The following is a 17,258-nucleotide window of genomic DNA, read 5'->3' as shown; positions in this document are numbered from 1 at the left end:
GCGCAGCCGCTCCAGCAGGCGGTACGGGCGCGGGTCGGGGTCGGGGCCGCCGTCGGCTTCGGCGACCGCCAGGGTCTGCCCCGACAGCGTTCCCGAACGCGTCCAGCGCTCCCAGCGTTCGAAGTCGGGGCTGGCCTGGTGACCCATCACCAGGGCCCGTCGTCCGCCCCGTCCGCCCGGTTCATCCTGTTCGGCCAGCTCGCCGCCGTCGCGCGACCACAGCTCCACGCTCTCGCCCGGACCGGCCGACCAGTCCCGTGCGGTGACCACGTCCACACGCACGTCGGAACCCAGTTCGCGTACCAGCAGGGCGTCCTCGGCGCGGTCGCGCCTGCGCACCTCGTACACCCGCTCCACCTCGGGCAGGGTCACCAGGGCGCGCGCCATCCACCACCAGTTCTCCTTGCGGGCCATCAGGCTCCCCGCCCTCAACCGGGTCGGCGGGTGCTTGTCCGCCTCCTGCCGGACCAGTTCGCGGCCGAAGACGCGGCCCTCCGGATCCAGCCTGACCCGCACCGGGCCGACGCCGACCAGCCCGGTGTCCGAGCCCGGTGAGGGCGCGGTCAGGCTGAACGCGGCACGTGGGGCGAGCGTGTCCACCAGGTCCAGGTGGGCCAGGGGAAGGGCCACGCACGGCTCCTCCCCGTCCAGCAGCGGGACGGCCGGAACGGAGACGGGGCCGTCCGGGGCCAGCCAGGACAGCTCACCTGTGGCGGAGCGACGCCAAACCGTGGCGAAATCCTTCACATACTTCCTTTTCCGTGATGTACGGCTCATGTTAATTTCTCGGGACTGTACTCGAACCACCTGGACAGAGCACATGCCAGTCCCGTCCGTCACCCTGGGAGCCCGGAAAGAAGGAATCCCCCCATGCCCGCTGTAGCCGTACTGCTCGGCACCCTGGCGATCTTCGCGCTCGCGTATCGCTTCTACTCGGCCTACCTGGCCAAACGGGTCTACGCGCTCGACCCGGACTTCACCACGCCCGCGCACACGCTCAAGGACGGTGTGGACTACCTCCCCACCAACAAGCACATCGTCCTCGCGCACCACTTCATCTCGGTGGCGGGCGCCGCGCCCATCGTCGGCCCGGCGATCGGCGTGTTCTGGGGCTGGGGACCGGCGCTGCTGTGGGTGGTCCTGGGCACCATCTTCGGATCGGGCGCGCACGACTTCGGGTCGATCGTCGTCTCCCTGCGCAGCAAGGGACGCAGCATCGGCACCCTGGCCGGGGACGTCATCGGCGCCCGGGCGCGCATCCTGTTCCTGCTGATCATCTTCTTCCTGGTGACACTGGTGAACGCGGTGTTCGCCATCGTGATCGCCGGACTGTTCGTGAGCACGCCCGAGACGGTGCTGCCCGTCCTGGTCACCATCCCGCTGGCCATCGCCGTGGGCCAGGTGGTCTACCGCCGCCGCACCGCGGCGCTGATCCCGTCGATCATCGCCCTGGTCCTGGTCTACGCCTGCATCCCGCTGGGACAACTCCTGCCGATCAGCCTCGCGCCGGTGGCCGAGGCCACGGGGATCAGCGAGAACCTGCTGTGGATCGTGGTCGTCTTCGCCTACGCGTTCGTCGCCTCGCGCCTGCCGGTGTGGCTCCTGCTCCAGCCGCGCGACTACATCAACCAGCACCAGATGGTCATGGCGCTGGCGGTGATCATGATCGGCGTGATCGTCGGCATGGACACGATCGCGGCGCCGCTCTTCCGCGACACACCGGCGGACTCGCCGCCGATCTTCCCGCTGCTGTTCATCACCATCGCCTGCGGCGCGGTCTCGGGCTTCCACAGCCTGGTCGCCTCCGGAACCACCTCCAAGCAGCTGAACAAGGAGACCGACGCCCGGTACGTCGGTTACCTGAGCTCCCTGGGCGAGGGCACGCTGGCGCTGTGCTCGATCCTGGCGTGCACCGCGGGCGTCATGGTCTACTCCGCCAACAGCGGCACCGACTGGGGCACCCTCTACGTCGACTGGGAGGCCGCCTCCGCCGACCCGCAGGGCATGTTCGTCGAGGGCGTGGCGGGCTTCGCCTCCAACATCGGCATCCCCGAGAGCATGGCCCTGGTCTTCGGCGCCCTGGTGATCGTCAGCTTCGCCGTCACCACCCTGGACACCTCGGTCCGGCTCAAGCGCTACGTCATCCAGGAGATCGCCACGATCACCGCCGAGCGCTTCTCCTCCGGCAGCGCCTCACGCAGGGCGCTGTCCTTCCTGGCGCGCAACGTCACCCTCGCGACCCTCATCGCGGTGCTCATCCCGTTCGCGCTGACCATGGTCCCGGGCGACTTCGCCGTGGGCACCCTGTGGCTGCTGTTCGGCACCACCAACCAGCTCACCGCGGGCCTGGCCCTGTCGGTGATCGCGGTGTGGGTCACCAAGCGCCACCGCAACCCGGTCATGATCCTCATCCCGCTGGTGTTCCTGGTCATCATGACCGTGTGGGCGCTCGTCATCCAGCTGGGTGACTTCGCGGCCTCGGGCGACGCGATGCAGACCTTCCTGCTCGCGCCGCTGGACGCGATCATCCTGGTGCTGGCCCTGTGGATGATGGTCGAGGCCGCCATCGCGCTGTACAAGGCGTGGAAGAACCCGCCCGCCCCTGAGGGCGCCCCCGGGGGAGGAGCCGAGGGTGGCACCGGAACCGCGGGAGCCTCCGCCCTCACCGACGATTCCGCCACCGACGCCGGGAAGGACGAGGGTGAGAGCAAGTAGCCGTCGCTCCGAGGGTCCGAACCCGTGAGCGACACATGAGCGACGAACCGCGCACCGGCGCCGGGTCCACCCCCCTGGGGCGGGCCTGGCGCCGCGCCGTCACCGCATGGCGCCGCTTCGAGGGCTTCCACCAGGAGGTCTTCGAGGCGCGCTGGGGGCACGCACGCCAGCGCGAGGCCCGAACCCAGCAGGACACCCTGCGGGCCCTGCTCATGCTGGAGAGTCTGGGGGTGGACAACCCCGTCGCCTACGAGACCCTCGACCTCATCCCGTACATGGTCGCCGACCTGCACGAATGGCACCAGAGGATGGGGCGCAGGGAGTTCGGAGCACCCGGAGGCTGCTGTTGAGCGAACCCGTGTCCGATCCCGGGGGCGCTTCCGCCACCGGTTCCGGTTCCGCCGCCGACCCGGGTCCCACCGCCGCGCCGATCACCTTCGTCGGAGGCAAGGGCGGGGTCGGCAAGACCACCCTGGCCGCCGCACACGCCCTGGCCCTGGCCGACGCCGGGCAGCGGGTCCTGGTGGTGTCCACCGACCCGGCCCATTCGCTGGGCGACGCCCTGGAGGCCCCGCTCAAGGACGAACCCGTCCGGGTGGCCCCGAACCTGTGGGCCGCCGAGCCCGACGCCGACGCGGCCGTGCGCCGCAGGATCGCCCAGGTCGTCGAGGACGCGGAGAAGGCCGTCCCACCCGAGGTGATGCCCGCCGTGCGTCGTCATCTGGAACAGGCCGGAGCCAGCCCCGGTATGGCCGAGTCCGCCCTGGCCGACCTGCTCGTGGACCGCATGGAGCAGGTGGGGCGGCGCTGGGACGCCCTGGTCGTGGACAGCGCGCCCACCGGGCACCTGCTGCGTCTGCTCAACCTGCCCACGCTTCTCACCCCCTGGGTGGTGGGCCTGACCCGCCAGCGTGAGCGGGCCCGCCGGGCCGAGGCCCTCGCCGACGTCGTCGGTGACTCGGAGGAGGAGGCCGATCCCCTGGTCGAGCGCCTGCACGCCCGTCGCCACCGTCTGGAGGGCGCCGCCGACCGGCTGCGCCGGGACGCCGTGGTACGTCTGGTGACCCTGCCCCGCCGCATGGTGCTCGCCGAGACGGCACGGGCGGTCGAGCGGCTCAGCGAGGCGGAGTTCCGGCTCGACCCCGTGGTGGTGAACCAGATCCCGGCCGGGGACGCGGCGGGACCCGACACCGCCGAGGCCCTGGCCGCCACACGTGAGCGCTTCGCCCGCCAGGGGACCGTGGAGGTTCCGCTCCAGGACGCCGAGCCCACCGGCCTGGAGTCCCTGCGCCGCCTGGCCGCCCACCTGGCGGCCCGGTAGGACGCACCCGTCGACCGGTGGGGCGCGCCCGTCGGCGGGCACCCGTCGTCCACAGGTCCGAGGAGGGACTGGTGGGGGGAGGGGGCGGTTCAGACTGGATGTCGGGGGCGCCACACACCACCGTCGGGCCGGCGCGCCGCCCCGACACCGGGTGTTTCCCGCCCCGCGACCCCCCACGGGGACCCGTGCGTGCCCGGGGACAACCAGCTCGTTGGGTTCCAAGCCCCAGAACACGGCCAAGGACCGCGCGCCCGTGGACAACGGGTGGTCCCGCACCCTCTGGTCACCTGCGGGCGAAGGTGCGTGCACGCCCGTGGACGACGGCGGCCACCCCCCGGAACGACGCCGACCGTTCCCCCGACGGTCCCGGGCGGCCCGTTCGCCGACTCCGGGGAACCCCGCCGCGCCGCTCCGCGTTGGTGGGGGAGAGGCGTACGCGGTGAGAGGCGCCAAAGCGTACGGGGTACGATTGGCCTGCGGCGGTCCTCCGCGCACGTCGGCGCCGACGGACCCACGATGGCGGGAAAAAGATCCTCCCGCCCGTTATCGTTGGCGCCATGGGGCGATCCGCGGAAGATGGCAGACACACGGCGGGGGGCGATGTGGCCGGACCGGCGGTCAGCGACCGCATCTGGACGGTTCCCAACCTACTGAGCATGCTCCGACTGGTGGGCGTGCCCCTGTTCCTGTGGCTCGTCCTGGTGGCCCAGGCCGACTGGTGGGCTCTGCTCGTGCTGGCCCTGGCGGGCCTCAGCGACTGGCTCGACGGCAAGATCGCCCGTGCCTGGAACCAGGCTTCGCGCCTGGGCGCCGTGCTCGACCCCCTCGCGGACCGGCTCTACATCTTCGTCGCCCTGCTCGGCCTGGTCATCCGCGGCATCGTGCCCTGGTGGCTGATGGCCATCCTCGTGCTGCGCGACGTCCTCATCCTGGGCGCCCTGCCGATCCTGCGCCACTTCGGCTACGGCCCCCTCCCGGTCAACTTCGCCGGGAAGGCCGCCACGCTGTGCCTGCTGTACGCGTTTCCCCTGCTGTTCATCGCGGGGTACGACCTGATCGTCGCGGATGTGGCGAGAATTATAGGTTGGGCTTTCGCACTCTGGGGAACGGCTCTGTACTGGTGGGCCGGACTGCTCTACGCCGTACAGGGACTGCGCCTGATCGCTCAGACCCGCCGCGACGTCAGCGCTGATCGCTTCGGCGGCCCCAGGGCCGTCGAGGACAGCGACCCCGTGCGCGGGCACACATCGGCGAACGCTGACGGCGATCACGGCACGGTTTCCGAGGGCCCGGACCAGGGCCGGACCGGCCCCTGAGTCGCCGGCGAACCGGCTCACCACGAGTCCTGTCGGATCGAAAGGGAGTGTCGTCTCCGTCATGAGAACATGTCCCACCCTGCGCGACCACGCGCGTCCCTCCGCCGACGGCTCAGCCGTACGGAGGTACCGGCGATGAGCCAGTCCACCACGCCCCCCATGAAGGCCGTCGTGATGGCGGGCGGCGAGGGCACCCGCCTGCGCCCCATGACGGCCAACCAGCCCAAGCCGCTCCTGCCGGTGGTCAACAAGCCCATCATGGAGCACGTCCTGCGCCTGCTCCGCAAGCACGGCTTCACCGAGACCGTGGTCACCGTGCAGTTCCTGGCCACCCTCATCCGCAACTACTTCGGCGACGGCGAGGAACTGGGCATGAAGCTCAGCTACGTCGCCGAGGAGGTTCCACTCGGCACCGCGGGCAGCGTCAAGAACGCCGAGGAACACCTGCGCGGCGAGCCCTTCATCGTCATCTCCGGTGACGCGCTCACCGACATCGACCTGACCGACATGGTCCGCTTCCACCGCGAGAGCGGCGCCAAGGTCACCATCGGCCTCAAGCGGGTGGAGAACCCGCTGGAGTTCGGCATCATCATCGTCGACGAGCAGGGCCGCGTGCAGCGCTTCCTGGAGAAGCCCACCTGGGGCCAGGTCTTCTCCGACACCGTCAACACCGGTATCTACATCATGGAGCCGGAGGTCCTGGAGCGCGTCGCCGAGGGCGAGGTGGTCGACTGGTCCGGCGACGTCTTTCCCCAGCTGATGGAGGAGGGCGAGCCGATCTACGGCTACGTCGCCGACGGCTACTGGGAGGACGTGGGCACCCACGAGAGCTACCTCAGCGCCCAGGCCGACGTGCTCTCGGGCAAGGTCGACGTGGAGATCGACGGCTTCGAGGTCTCCCCGGGGGTGTGGGTCGGCGAGGGCGCCGAGGTCCACCCCGAGGCCGTCCTCAAGGGCCCGCTCTACGTCGGTGACTACGCCAAGGTCGAGGCGGGCGCCGAGCTGCGCGAGTTCACCGTGGTGGGCAGCAACACCGTGGTGCGTTCGGAGGCCTTCGCCCACCGCACGGTCCTGCACGACAACGTGTTCGTCGGCCGCGGCGCCAACCTGCGCGGCGCGGTCATCGGCAAGAACACCGACGTCATGGCCGCCGCCCGCATCGAGGAGGGCGCGGTCGTGGGCGAGGACTGCGTCGTCGAGTCCGAGGCCTACCTCCACAACGACGTCAAGGTCTACCCGTTCAAGACCATCGAGGCCGGGGCGGTGGTCAGCACCAACGTCATCTGGGAGTCACGCGGGCAGCGCTCGCTGTTCGGTCCCCGCGGCGTGTCCGGCCTGATCAACGTCGAGATCACTCCGGAACTGGCGGTGCGCCTGGCCAACGCCTACGCCACCACCCTGAAGAAGGGCGCGATCGTCACCACCTCGCGTGACGTCTCGCGCGCCGCCCGCACGCTCAAGCGCGCCATCATCAGCGCGCTCACCGCCGCCGCCATCGAGGTGCGCGACCTGGAGGTGGTGCCGCTGCCCGTGGCCCGCTTCCACACCTCCCAGAGCGGTGTCAGCGGCGGTATCACGGTGCGCACCACCCCGGGCGACCCGGAGTCGGTCGACATCCTGTTCCTGGACGGCGACGGCGCCGACCTGTCACCCGCCGCCCAGCGCAAGCTCGACCGGGTCTTCTCCCGTGCCGAGTACCGCCGGGCCTTCCCCGGTGAGATCGGCGAGCTGACCTTCCCGTCCCGCAACGTGGAGAGCTACTCGCACGAGCTGCTGCGCAGGGTGGACACCTCCGGCGTCGCCGAGGCCGAACTCAAGGTCGTGGTGGACTGCGCGGGGGGCAGCGGCTCCCTGATCCTGCCCTCGCTGCTGGGCCGGATCGGGGTGGACGTGCTCACCGTCAACAACCGGCTCGACGAGGCCTCGCCCACCGACACCGTCGCCAGGCAGAACCGTGACCTGGGGCGCCTGGGCGAACTGGTCGCGGGGTCGGGCGCCGACTTCGGCGTGCGGTTCGACCCCGTGGCCGAACGGCTCTCCATCGTGGACGAGAACGGCGAGCTGGTCCACAGCGACCGGGCCCTGCTGGTCGTCCTGGAGCTGGTCTGCGCCGAGTACGGCACGGGGACGGTGGCGCTGCCCGTGACCACCACACGGGTCGCCGAGACGGTGGCGGCCTCGCACGGGGTCAAGGTCCACTGGACGGCCACGGCCACCGACGAGCTGACCAAGGCGGTCCAGGCCGAGGACGACATCATCTTCGCGGGTGACGGCCGGGGCGGGTTCATCGTGCCGCGGTTCAGCCCCACCAGCGACGCCATCGCCGCCTTCGTGCGCCTGCTGTCCCTGGTGGCACGGACTCGCCGCTCGCTGAGCCAGATCGACCGCACGATCCCCCAGGCGCACCTGCTGCGCCGTTCGGTGCCCACCCCGTGGGCGATCAAGGGGAGCGTGATGCGCGCCGTCGTGGAGGCGGCTGGCGGCCGCGAACTCGACACCACCGACGGCGTCCGGGTGATCGAGCCGGACGGTAGCTGGGCCCTGGTCCTCCCCGACACCGCGGAGGCCGTGACCCATCTTTGGGCCGAAGGTCCCAACCCCGACACCGCGCACCACCTGTTGGACGAGTGGGCGGCCGTCGTGGAGCGGGCCGAGGGCTGACGACGTGCCGTGCGGGCGCGGGCCGATGGCCGCCCGCGCCCGCACGGCGCATACCGGATTCGTCACGATGAGTGTTCGGCGGCGGCCCCTACCGAGAGTGACGTCGCTGGCTAAACTGGACATACAGGCAGGTCGTGGCCTCCGGGTGAATCCGGTGAGAATCCGTGGCGATCCACGGCGAACCAAACCCGCCAGAGGGGCATCAGCAACAGGGCAGGTGTGTTTCTCCGACCGGGTCGGCCACCGGCCCCGGGCGGAGCCCGGGGCGGCGGATCCGCCGCCGACAGCGCGTTCGCGGCGCGGTGTCCACGGCGGGCCGGGCGGAGCGAAACCCTTCCTGGACAGGGATATGGTTTAAAGTCGAGTGTTCCCCGGAGCGCCGCGTCGCCCACCGGGCCGGGTATCCCGGCAACGGCGGACACCCTCACCGGGGGTGACAAGGAGTACAACATGGGGGATGAGACCGAGCGACCGACAGTGTGAGGCGCGCCGCTGCCGCGACAGCGGACCGTCTCGCGGCGTATCGGGCGGTGTGCGGGCCGGGTGCCCGTCCGACGTCCGGTGCGTGCCACCGACCAGCCGAATCAAGCACCGCCCCGTGCGGTAGGAGGCCGAGCCGACCTATGTCGAGCGTTTACTGCACGCAGTGCGGTCACGCCGTTGCGGATGATGCCCGTTTCTGCTCCCACTGTGGAACTCCCGTCCGCAGGGCCGAGAACCAGGGCTCTCCACCCGGCGCTGGCAAGGACTCCGGCGGAGACGTCACGTCCACGATCTCCCTCTCGGGAATACAGGCCCTGGAGGAAGAGGAGTCCGGCGACGAACTGGGCGGCGAAGACCCCGCCAACCCCGACGCGCTGCCTCCGGGCACGGCTCTGCTCGTGGTCAGGCGCGGTCCCAACGCCGGGAGCCGCTTCCTGTTGGACAGTGACGTGACCACCGCCGGGCGCCATCCCAACAGCGACATCTTCCTGGACGACGTCACCGTCTCCCGACGCCACGTGGAGTTCTTCCGGCGCGGCGACGGGTTCGGTGTCCGCGACGTGGGCAGCCTCAACGGCACCTACGTCAACCGCGAGCCGGTCGACGAGGCCCAGCTCGGCGGAGGCGACGAGATCCAGATCGGTAAGTTCCGAATGGTCCTGCTGACCAAACCGCGTCGCTGACCAGCGGAGCGGCGGCAGGAGGGAGCGGTGGGTGGGCCGATGAGGTTTGCGGCCCCCCGCCGCCGGAGAGCTTTGTATCGAAGGGTGCCGATTTCGCCCTCGGGTCCTGATCCACAGGGGGAGCAGGGACGAGCGCCCATCCGGCATGACGACTCGTGGGACGGAGACGCTGTGAAGCACATGGAGGTCGTCGGCGTCCGGGTTGAGATGCCCTCGAACCAGCCGATTGTCCTGCTCAAGGAATCCGATGGGGACCGCTACCTGCCGATCTGGATCGGTGGCGTGGAGGCGACCGCGATCGCGCTGGCCCAGCAGGGCGTCGCACCGGCCAGGCCGCTCACCCACGACCTGTTCCGGGACGTGCTCGACGCCCTGGACACCGGGCTCACGACGGTGAACATCACGGGCCTCAGCGACGGCATCTTCTACGCCGAACTGGTCTTCAGCAACGGTGTGGAGGTGAGCGCGCGCCCCTCCGACTCGATCGCCCTGGCATTACGGACGGGCACACCGATCTACGCCCACGAGGACGTGATCGAGGAGGCCGGGATGCCGATCCCGGACGAGCAGGAGGACCAGGTCGAGGCGTTCCGGGAGTTCCTGGACAACATCTCACCCGAGGACTTCGGCAGGCGCACGGAGTAGGCGGGACGAGGAACGTACCTCTCCCGGGGCCCGCGCCCAGGCGCGGGCCCCGTTTCCGCCGGTGCCGGAGCCGCCGGAAACGGGGCGCGGTCACGGGGGACACGCCGCGACCTGCGATTTCGTGTGCGGTGCCGGTGATAGATTGGGTAACGGAAATGGCCGTAGTGAACAGGGCCGAAATCCCCGCGGGCGCGCAGGGCGCCACCGGGGCGGTTCCGGACACCAGCGCCGCGCGCACTTGGCGACGCGCCGCGTGGTGTCGTTGACGCTGCCGGTCGGCCGTCCTACCTTCAGTGCAGTAGAACCCACGGCGCACCCGTTCCCTGAGTGGACATCCCCTGTCGAAACCGCCGTGGGACGAGAAGCCGGAGGTCGGCGTGGCGGTAGCGAGCGGCAAGCGGGATCCCCATGACAGGCGGTCCGCGCTGCGGCTAGCGGGGCAGCAGGGCCTACTGTGCGAAGAGGACGTGGTGGCGCTGCCTATGGACGTCGGGTATCGGGGCCCCGCGGCGTGTACCGCCGCCGGGATCAGCTACCGCCAACTCGACTACTGGGCCAGGACCGGCCTGGTGGAGCCGAGCGTGCGCACCGGAGCCCACAACGCCCCCCTGTACAGCCTTCCCGACATCCTGTTGCTCAAGGTCGCCAAACGGCTCCTGGACACCGGGATCTCCCTCCAACAGATCCGCACCGCGGTCGACCACCTGCGTGGTCGTCCCGCCCCCGACCTGGCCCGCATCACCCTCATGAGCGACGGCGTCAGCGTCTACGAGTGCACCTCGCCCGAGGAGGTCGTGGACCTCATGCAGCGGGGGCAGGGCATGTTCGGTCTGGCCCTGGCCAACGTCTGGCGCGAGCTGGAGGAGGCACTGGGCGTGGTGCCCGCCGAGGAACGGACCGACCTGCCCGCGACCGCGCCCCAGCCCGTGGACGAGCTCGCCAGGCGCCGCAGGGAACGCCGTACCGGCTGAGGGCGTACGGCCTCCGTCGGGTGCGTACGGAGGGCGTGAGCCGGGTGGGCGGCCACGGAAGCGGGCCGGGAGGTCCGTGGAACCCGTTGGGCACGGAGACGCGGTGGGGGTGACCCTCCGGAAGCGGTGACCCCTGGCAGGTGCGCGCGTGGCCGTTCGTGGGAACCCACGAGGCCGGGGCGCGGTCCGGGGAAACACCTGCCCGGACGCGGTGCCCGGTGCGTCCATCGAGTACCGTCGTAGTCACAACGGGGATGAAAACCGACATTCGCCCTGCTTGTATACATGTACAGACTGTCAGCAGGCTGTCGATACCGCGCGAGAGAGATCCCGGAACGGGGCGCCGACGGGGCAATACTCCCCAGTAACCTCTCAGGCACCAGGACCGCGTGGAGGAGGCCGCTCTGAAGCCTGGGCACCACCGTGCCCGGTGACAGAGGGGGAGACCGTCAGGAACACCGCCGACCAGACTCGGCCCTGTCACCAGGAGGTCTCCGTGCCAGACCAGCCCGTGCACACCCCGGGGACGCCCGCCCGGGGGTTCGCCGACCGCCACATCGGCCCCACGCCCGCCGAGGTCCAGGAGATGCTCAAGACGGTCGGCTACGGCTCCACCAGGGAGCTCATGGCCGACGCCGTGCCCGAGTCCATCCTCACCGGCCCGGGCCAGAGCGCGCCGCTGGACCTGCCCGAGGCGATCGGCGAGGCCGAGGCCCTGGCCGAGCTCCGTGACCTGGCCTCCCGCAACGACGTGCGCACGTCGTTGATCGGCCAGGGGTACTACGGCACCTTCACCCCGCCGGTCATCCTCCGCAACATCATGGAGAACCCCGCCTGGTACACGGCCTACACGCCCTACCAGCCCGAGATCTCCCAGGGCCGCCTGGAGGCCCTGCTCAACTTCCAGACCATGGTCTCGGACCTGACCGGCCTGCCCGTCTCGGGCGCCTCCCTGCTGGACGAGGCCACCGCCGCCGCCGAGGCCATGACCCTGGCCCGCCGCGCCTCCAAGAGCAGGGCGGACGTCTTCGTCGTCGACTCCGACGTCTTCCCCCAGACCCTCCACGTGCTGCGCACCCGCGCCGAACCGCTCGGTATCGAGGTCGTGGTCGCCGACCTGTCCGGGGGCCTGCCCGAGGGCGAGTTCTTCGGCGTCCTGGTGCAGTACCCAGCCTCCAGCGGTGCCGTCCGCGACCCCGGCGCCCTCATCGCCCAGACGCACGAGCGCGGAGCCCTCGCGGTGGTGGCCGCCGACATCCTCGCCCTGACCCTGCTGCGCAGCCCCGGCGACCTGGGCGCCGACATCGCCGTCGGTTCCACGCAGCGCTTCGGTGTCCCGCTCGGCTTCGGCGGCCCGCACGCCGGGTACATGGCCGTCGGCGAGAAGCTGCGCCGCCAGCTGCCCGGCCGCCTGGTCGGCGTCTCGGTGGACGACGCGGGCAAGCCCGCCTACCGTCTGGCCCTCCAGACCCGCGAACAGCACATCCGTCGCGAGAAGGCCACCAGCAACATCTGCACCGCCCAGGTGCTGCTCGCCGTGATGGCCGGTATGTACGCCGTCTACCACGGTCCCGACGGCCTGCGCGCGATCGCCCGCAGGGTGCACGCCCTCACCGCGGCCCTGGCCGACGCACTCACCGAACGCGGCTTCGAGGTCGTCCACTCCGCCTACTTCGACACGCTGCGCGTGCGTGTGCCCAGTGCCGCCCGCGTCGTGGAGTCCGCTCTGGAGGCCGGGTACAACCTCCTGGCGGCCGACGAGTACACGGTCGGCGTGAGCGTGGACGAGAACACCACCCAGGCCGACCTGGAGAGGGTCCTGGCCGCCTTCGGCGAGGCCGAACGCGGTTCCTCCCGGGTCCGGCTGAACGTGGACGGGGACGCCGACCGCGTGCCCGCCGGCCTGGCCCGCGCGGTGGACTACCTGACCCACCCGGTGTTCAACACCCACCGCAGCGAGACCTCCCTGCTGCGCTACATGCGCCGCCTCTCCGACCGCGACCTGGCCCTGGACCGCACGATGATCCCGCTGGGCTCGTGCACCATGAAGCTCAACGCCACCACGGAGATGGAGCCGGTCACCTGGCCCGAGTTCTCCGGCCTGCACCCGCTCGCGCCGCTCGACCAGGCGGCCGGGAGCGTGGCCCTGATCCGCGACCTGGAGGCCTGGCTGACCGAGGTCACCGGCTACGACGCGGTCTCGCTCCAGCCCAACGCCGGGTCCCAGGGCGAGCTCGCCGGTCTGCTGGCCATCCGCGGCCACCACCGCTCGCGCGGCGAGGCCCACCGCGACGTGTGCCTGATCCCCAGCTCCGCGCACGGCACCAACGCCGCCAGCGCGGTGATGGCCGGTATGCGCGTCGCCGTCGTGGCCTGCGACGACAACGGCAACGTCGACCTGGACGACCTGCGCGCCAAGACCACCAAGCACGCCGACGACCTGGCGGCCATCATGGTCACCTACCCGTCCACGCACGGCGTGTACGAGAACACCATCACCGAGGTGTGCCGCCTGGTCCACGAGGCGGGCGGCCAGGTCTACGTGGACGGCGCCAACCTCAACGCGCTGCTGGGCTGGGCCAAGCCGGGCGAGTTCGGCGCCGACGTCAGCCACCTGAACCTGCACAAGACCTTCTGCATCCCGCACGGCGGCGGCGGTCCGGGCGTGGGCCCGGTCGCGGTCCGCTCCCACCTGGCCGGGTTCCTGCCCAACCACCCGGGCCAGCCCGAGGCGGGACCGCACACGGGCGTGGGTCCGGTCTCGGCCGCCCCGTTCGGTTCGGCGGGCATCCTGCCCATCTCGTGGGCGTACGTGCGGATGATGGGGGAGGAGGGGCTGCGTTCGGCCACCGAGACCGCGGTCCTGTCCGCCAACTACCTGGCCAGGCGGCTGGAGCCGTACTTCCCCGTGCTCTACACCGGTGAGGACGGCCTGGTGGCGCACGAGTGCGTCATCGACATCCGCCCGCTCCAGAAGGCCAGCGGCATCAGCAACGAGGACGTCTCCAAGCGGCTCATGGACTACGGCTTCCACGCGCCGACGATGTCGTTCCCGGTCAACGGAACCCTCATGGTGGAGCCGACCGAGAGCGAGAACCTCGCGGAGCTGGACCGCTTCGTTGAGGCGATGATCGCGATCCGCGGCGAGATCGACAGGGTGGTCGAGGGGACGTGGGACGTCGAGGACAACCCGCTGCGCAACGCCCCGCACACCGCCGAGGCGGTGACCGCGGACGAGTGGTCGCACGGCTACACCCGCGCCGAGGCGGCCTACCCGCTGGCGTCGCTGCGCACGGACAAGTACTGGCCGCCGGTCGGCCGGATCGACCAGGCCTACGGTGACCGCAACCTGGTCTGCTCCTGCCCGCCGCCGGAGGCCTTCGAGTTCTAGGTCGTTTTTGGCTCGTTCCGTGCTCGCGGCCCCCGGACCGGNGCCGGTGACGCCCGCACGGCCAACCGGGCCGTGCCGCGCGCCACGTCCCGCGAGGGATGGTCGGGCCCCGCTGCGCGATGCTCCCGAGCCCGCGAGGCAGGGCACAGCGGGGGCGAGGCCCGCTCGCGGTGTGTCGGCTCCGCCGACAGGGACGAAAAGCATCCGGGAAAACACTCCCCGGTGCGGTGACCGCCAGGGTGCACCGGCAGTCACACCGGTGACGTAGCCGGTCGGCCCACGAGGTCGTGAGGAGGGGGTGTCGGCCCATGGTCCGACACCCCCTCCGTGCGGTCACCGGGCGGGTCGTCCGTGAGGCGCGTGGGGGCATGTGCCGCACGCGCAGGGAGCGGCGCGTGTCCGGAGGCGGGGTCTCGGGGCTGACCGGCGGTCCGTGGTGTGCGGAGCCCGTGGGAGTGGTCGGAAGCCGTGCGCGCGCCTCGACCGGGGAGGGCGGCCCGCGGGGCCGGGACGTGTGGTGTGAGGCCGGACTTCCGTGTTCCTCCGCGATTTTCCGGACATAAGTGAATCTACGTCGTAAAGCAGCGATATGTGTTCGCACGCACCTGGCGGGGGCAGGAAAAGGGGAGAACCAGCGGTCCCCGTACCTCCGGCGCGGACCACCACCCTCCGGCGTGTACCGCGTTAGGGTTGCGACGACACGGGTCGCGTTCCCAGCACGCGAACCGACGCCCCCATGGAAAGCGGAAGCATTGACCACGACGTCCGGACCTCCCGCGCGCCCTGGCCCCGCCGACCCGCCCCCGGCCACCGACCCCGCGGACACGGGGGAGCCCACGGCGCCGATCGGGCAGGGCGCCTCCGAACTGTGTGACCAGGCCCAGGACCTCGCGCAGAACGGCCACCTCAAACGCGCCGCGAAGCTCTACCAGCAGGCCGTGGCCGCCAACCCCCACCCGCGCGTGCAGGCCCGCGCCCTGCTCGGTCTGGCCGTGGTGGAGGACCAGCGCGGCGACCTGCCCGCCGCCCGCGAGGCGGCCCGCCGCGCGCTGGCCACCGGCGACTCCCGGTACGGCCCGCGTGCCGCCTACCACCTGGCCCTCTCCCTCGAACAGGACGCCGAGCACTCCGAGGCCGAGCGCGTCTGGCGCCGCCTGCTCGATCTGGGCGGTCCCGCCTACGCCGCGGTGGCGCACCACGGACTGGCCCGTGCCGCCGAGGCGCGCGGCGACACCGACGGTGCCGAGGAGCACTGGGAGGCGGCGCTGACCCCGCCGTCCGACGCGGGAGAGATCAGCCGTCTGCACGCCACCACGGTGGTCGACGCCTCCAGGGACCTGGCCGAGCGCCTGTTGGGCCGGGGGCTGCCGGGGGCCGCCGTGGCCGCCGTCGAGCGCGGGCTGTCGGTCGCGGACGACCCGGGCCTGCGCATGCTGCGGGCCGCCGCCCACCTCGAACACGCCGTGGCCGACGTCGGCGCGGTCGTCGATCCGGTCGAGGGCACGGGGGAGGGCGGGAACGCGCCCGCGCCGGGCACGTTCGCCGCCGCTGTGGAGCTCCTTGCGGGGCTGCTCGCCCTGCGGGGGGATCCCGTGGCGGCCGAGCGGGTCTGGCGCCGGGGACTGGAGGACCGGGATCCGGACACCGCGGGGGAGGTGCGCTGGCGGTTGCGCCGGGGTTTCGCCCCCTCCGAGGAGGAGGACGGCGGGGCCGGGACCGCGTGGTGGGAGCCCTACCTGGAGGAGGCCGCGGCGACCGCGAGCGCACCCGCGCTGGCGGGTGAGCTGTTCGCCGTCGTCACCCAGATGCACGCCCTGCTGGCGCTGCCGGTGGTGGAGGGGGAGACACGTCCCGCCGCGTTGCGGGCCGTCATGGAGCAGGCCCTGCGCACACCGAGCGAGCTGGTGTGGGGGCCCGACGTGCACGCCGACTTCCGGCGTCGGCTGGGTGAGGCGATGGGCGGCCGCGACGTGTTGCCCGAGGGGTGGCCCGAACACGGTCAGGGGTGAGCCGCGCCCCGGGGCCTGGCCGGGTCCTGCGGCTGTGGGTGGGGCGCTCCCCTGGGGGTGCCGCCCCACCGGCCTCGGTGTGAGGGTTCGCCCGTGCGCGGCGCCTCAGGCGGCGACGCGGGGCCGGTGCGGGTCGACGACCACACCGTCGGGGAGCAGTTCACCGGTGTCGTCGAAGAGGACGACGCCGTTGCAGAGCAGGCTCCATCCCTGCTCCGGGTGGCTGGAGACGACCCGAGCCGCCTCGCGGTCGGTGTCCTCGAAGGACGGGCAGGGAGGTTCGTGGCTGCACATGGGACAGGCCTTTCGGTCCAGGGGTGCTCGTCGTTGAGCTGACGCCAAGGGTAGTGGCTGACATCACATGCTTGTTGCGGTTTGGGTCCGATGCGGCGGGGCCGTTGTCGTGGTCCGCTCTCAGCCAGTGGGATACGCCCAGCGCAGGAACGGTTCCCGGTCTGTCCGGGTCCGGACAGAAGGAACTCAGTACCCGCCGCGTGTCCGGCGTGCCGCCGGGCGGCTGCGCATGCCCGCGCCCGCCAGGCCGCCGTGCTGGAAGACCCGTACCAGCTCGCCGCCGAGGTTGACCCCGGCGCCCAGTGCCAGCCCCACCGTGACCGCCTCGGCCAGGCTGAGCAGGCCGTTGACCGGCTCGCCCTGTGTCAGCTCGATCAGGCCCCGGTACAGGATGCTGCCGGGCAGCAGCGGCGCGATCGACGGGACCAGGTACGGCAGCACCGGTCTGCGGGTGCGCCGCGCCAGCCAGTGGCCCACCACGCCCACCGCCATCGCGCCCGCGACGGTGCCCACCACCGCGGGTACGTCCAGCAGTTCGCGCAGGTTGGCGTAGATCAGCCAGATCATCACGCCCAGCACGCCGATCATGGGCAGCATCCTGGGTGGTACGGCGAGGGAGATCGCGAACGCCATGGCGATTCCCGCGGCGCCGATCAGGACGAGGGCCTCCACCGAGGTACCGGCGCTGGGAAGGTCCTCCAGGTCGATGTTCACGCCCAGGCGCAGGGCGGTGTAGGCGACCGCCGCCACGCCCGACACGATCGCGCCC

At 71.5% G+C, this 17,258-nt stretch carries 13 protein-coding genes and 1 riboswitch; of the genes, 10 read left to right on the top strand and 3 right to left on the bottom strand.

Annotated features, from left to right (window positions below; translation table 11 throughout):
• Positions 1-747, bottom strand: a 747-nt coding sequence (locus D455_RS0105120) for a hypothetical protein (RefSeq protein WP_017569692.1), incomplete at its 3' end; no start/stop codon positions are given.
• 123 nt (positions 748-870) lie between these two features.
• On the opposite strand from D455_RS0105120, the gene D455_RS0105115 reads away from it, so the two are divergent.
• From D455_RS0105115 to D455_RS0105070, 10 genes are all read left to right on the top strand, one after another.
• Positions 871-2,715: a carbon starvation CstA family protein gene (locus D455_RS0105115; protein ID WP_017569691.1), complete on the top strand. Its 1,845-nt coding sequence runs from the start codon at positions 871-873 to the stop codon at positions 2,713-2,715.
• 35 nt (positions 2,716-2,750) lie between these two features.
• The gene (locus tag D455_RS0105110; protein ID WP_017569690.1) at positions 2,751-3,065 is read left to right on the top strand and encodes a cory-CC-star protein; all 315 of its coding nucleotides are present in this window, start codon (positions 2,751-2,753) and stop codon (positions 3,063-3,065) included.
• A complete protein-coding gene (locus D455_RS0105105) occupies positions 3,062-4,036 on the top strand; it encodes an ArsA family ATPase (protein WP_017569689.1) in 975 nt (324 codons plus the stop codon). The genes D455_RS0105110 and D455_RS0105105 overlap by 4 nt, the downstream gene beginning before the upstream one ends.
• 602 nt (positions 4,037-4,638) lie before the next feature.
• Positions 4,639-5,352 (top strand): CDP-alcohol phosphatidyltransferase family protein, encoded by a 714-nt coding sequence (locus D455_RS0105100; RefSeq protein ID WP_017569688.1) that lies wholly within the window; start codon positions 4,639-4,641, stop codon positions 5,350-5,352.
• A gap of 159 nt (positions 5,353-5,511) precedes the next feature.
• The gene (locus D455_RS0105095) at positions 5,512-8,013 is read left to right on the top strand and encodes a mannose-1-phosphate guanyltransferase (RefSeq protein ID WP_026122336.1); all 2,502 of its coding nucleotides are present in this window, start codon (positions 5,512-5,514) and stop codon (positions 8,011-8,013) included.
• 623 nt (positions 8,014-8,636) lie between these two features.
• Positions 8,637-9,179, top strand: a complete 543-nt coding sequence (locus D455_RS0105090; RefSeq protein ID WP_017569686.1) for an FHA domain-containing protein — start codon at positions 8,637-8,639, stop codon at positions 9,177-9,179.
• A 171-nt stretch (positions 9,180-9,350) separates the two neighbouring features.
• The gene (locus tag D455_RS0105085) at positions 9,351-9,824 is read left to right on the top strand and encodes a bifunctional nuclease family protein (RefSeq protein ID WP_017569685.1); all 474 of its coding nucleotides are present in this window, start codon (positions 9,351-9,353) and stop codon (positions 9,822-9,824) included.
• A 482-nt stretch (positions 9,825-10,306) separates the two neighbouring features.
• Positions 10,307-10,795: a MerR family transcriptional regulator gene (locus D455_RS29260; RefSeq protein WP_017569684.1), complete on the top strand. Its 489-nt coding sequence runs from the start codon at positions 10,307-10,309 to the stop codon at positions 10,793-10,795.
• 309 nt (positions 10,796-11,104) lie between these two features.
• A riboswitch (glycine riboswitch) is annotated at positions 11,105-11,193 on the top strand.
• 98 nt (positions 11,194-11,291) lie between these two features.
• Complete coding sequence (gene gcvP / locus D455_RS0105075; RefSeq protein ID WP_026122334.1) at positions 11,292-14,186, top strand: aminomethyl-transferring glycine dehydrogenase; 2,895 nt, start codon at positions 11,292-11,294, stop codon at positions 14,184-14,186.
• A 752-nt stretch (positions 14,187-14,938) separates the two neighbouring features.
• Positions 14,939-16,195: a tetratricopeptide repeat protein gene (locus D455_RS0105070; protein WP_017569682.1), complete on the top strand. Its 1,257-nt coding sequence runs from the start codon at positions 14,939-14,941 to the stop codon at positions 16,193-16,195.
• 105 nt (positions 16,196-16,300) lie between these two features.
• Here D455_RS0105070 and D455_RS0105065 read toward each other — a convergent pair whose 3' ends face one another.
• Both D455_RS0105065 and D455_RS0105060 read right to left on the bottom strand, forming a co-directional pair.
• Positions 16,301-16,489, bottom strand: a complete 189-nt coding sequence (locus tag D455_RS0105065) for a DUF5999 family protein (RefSeq protein ID WP_017569681.1) — start codon at positions 16,487-16,489, stop codon at positions 16,301-16,303.
• A gap of 186 nt (positions 16,490-16,675) precedes the next feature.
• A partial coding sequence (locus tag D455_RS0105060; RefSeq protein ID WP_017569680.1) for a threonine/serine exporter family protein occupies positions 16,676-17,258 on the bottom strand: 583 nt, incomplete at its 5' end.

It is taken from the genome of Nocardiopsis halotolerans DSM 44410 (assembly GCF_000341065.1).
GTDB classification, from domain to species: Bacteria; Actinomycetota; Actinomycetes; order Streptosporangiales; family Streptosporangiaceae; genus Nocardiopsis; species Nocardiopsis halotolerans.
The sequence above is the reverse complement of the archived record's forward strand: the minus strand, read 5'-3'. Positions and strand labels throughout refer to the sequence as shown.

Coding starts and splice junctions, on each gene's coding strand:
- D455_RS0105115 (WP_017569691.1), top strand. CDS start 871: ATGCCCGCTGTAGCCGTACTGCTCGGCACCCTGGCGATCTTCGCGCTC.
- D455_RS0105110 (WP_017569690.1), top strand. CDS start 2,751: ATGAGCGACGAACCGCGCACCGGCGCCGGGTCCACCCCCCTGGGGCGG.
- D455_RS0105095 (WP_026122336.1), top strand. CDS start 5,512: ATGAAGGCCGTCGTGATGGCGGGCGGCGAGGGCACCCGCCTGCGCCCC.
- D455_RS0105090 (WP_017569686.1), top strand. CDS start 8,637: ATGTCGAGCGTTTACTGCACGCAGTGCGGTCACGCCGTTGCGGATGAT.
- D455_RS29260 (WP_017569684.1), top strand. CDS start 10,307: ATGGACGTCGGGTATCGGGGCCCCGCGGCGTGTACCGCCGCCGGGATC.
- D455_RS0105065 (WP_017569681.1), bottom strand. CDS start 16,489: ATGTGCAGCCACGAACCTCCCTGCCCGTCCTTCGAGGACACCGACCGC.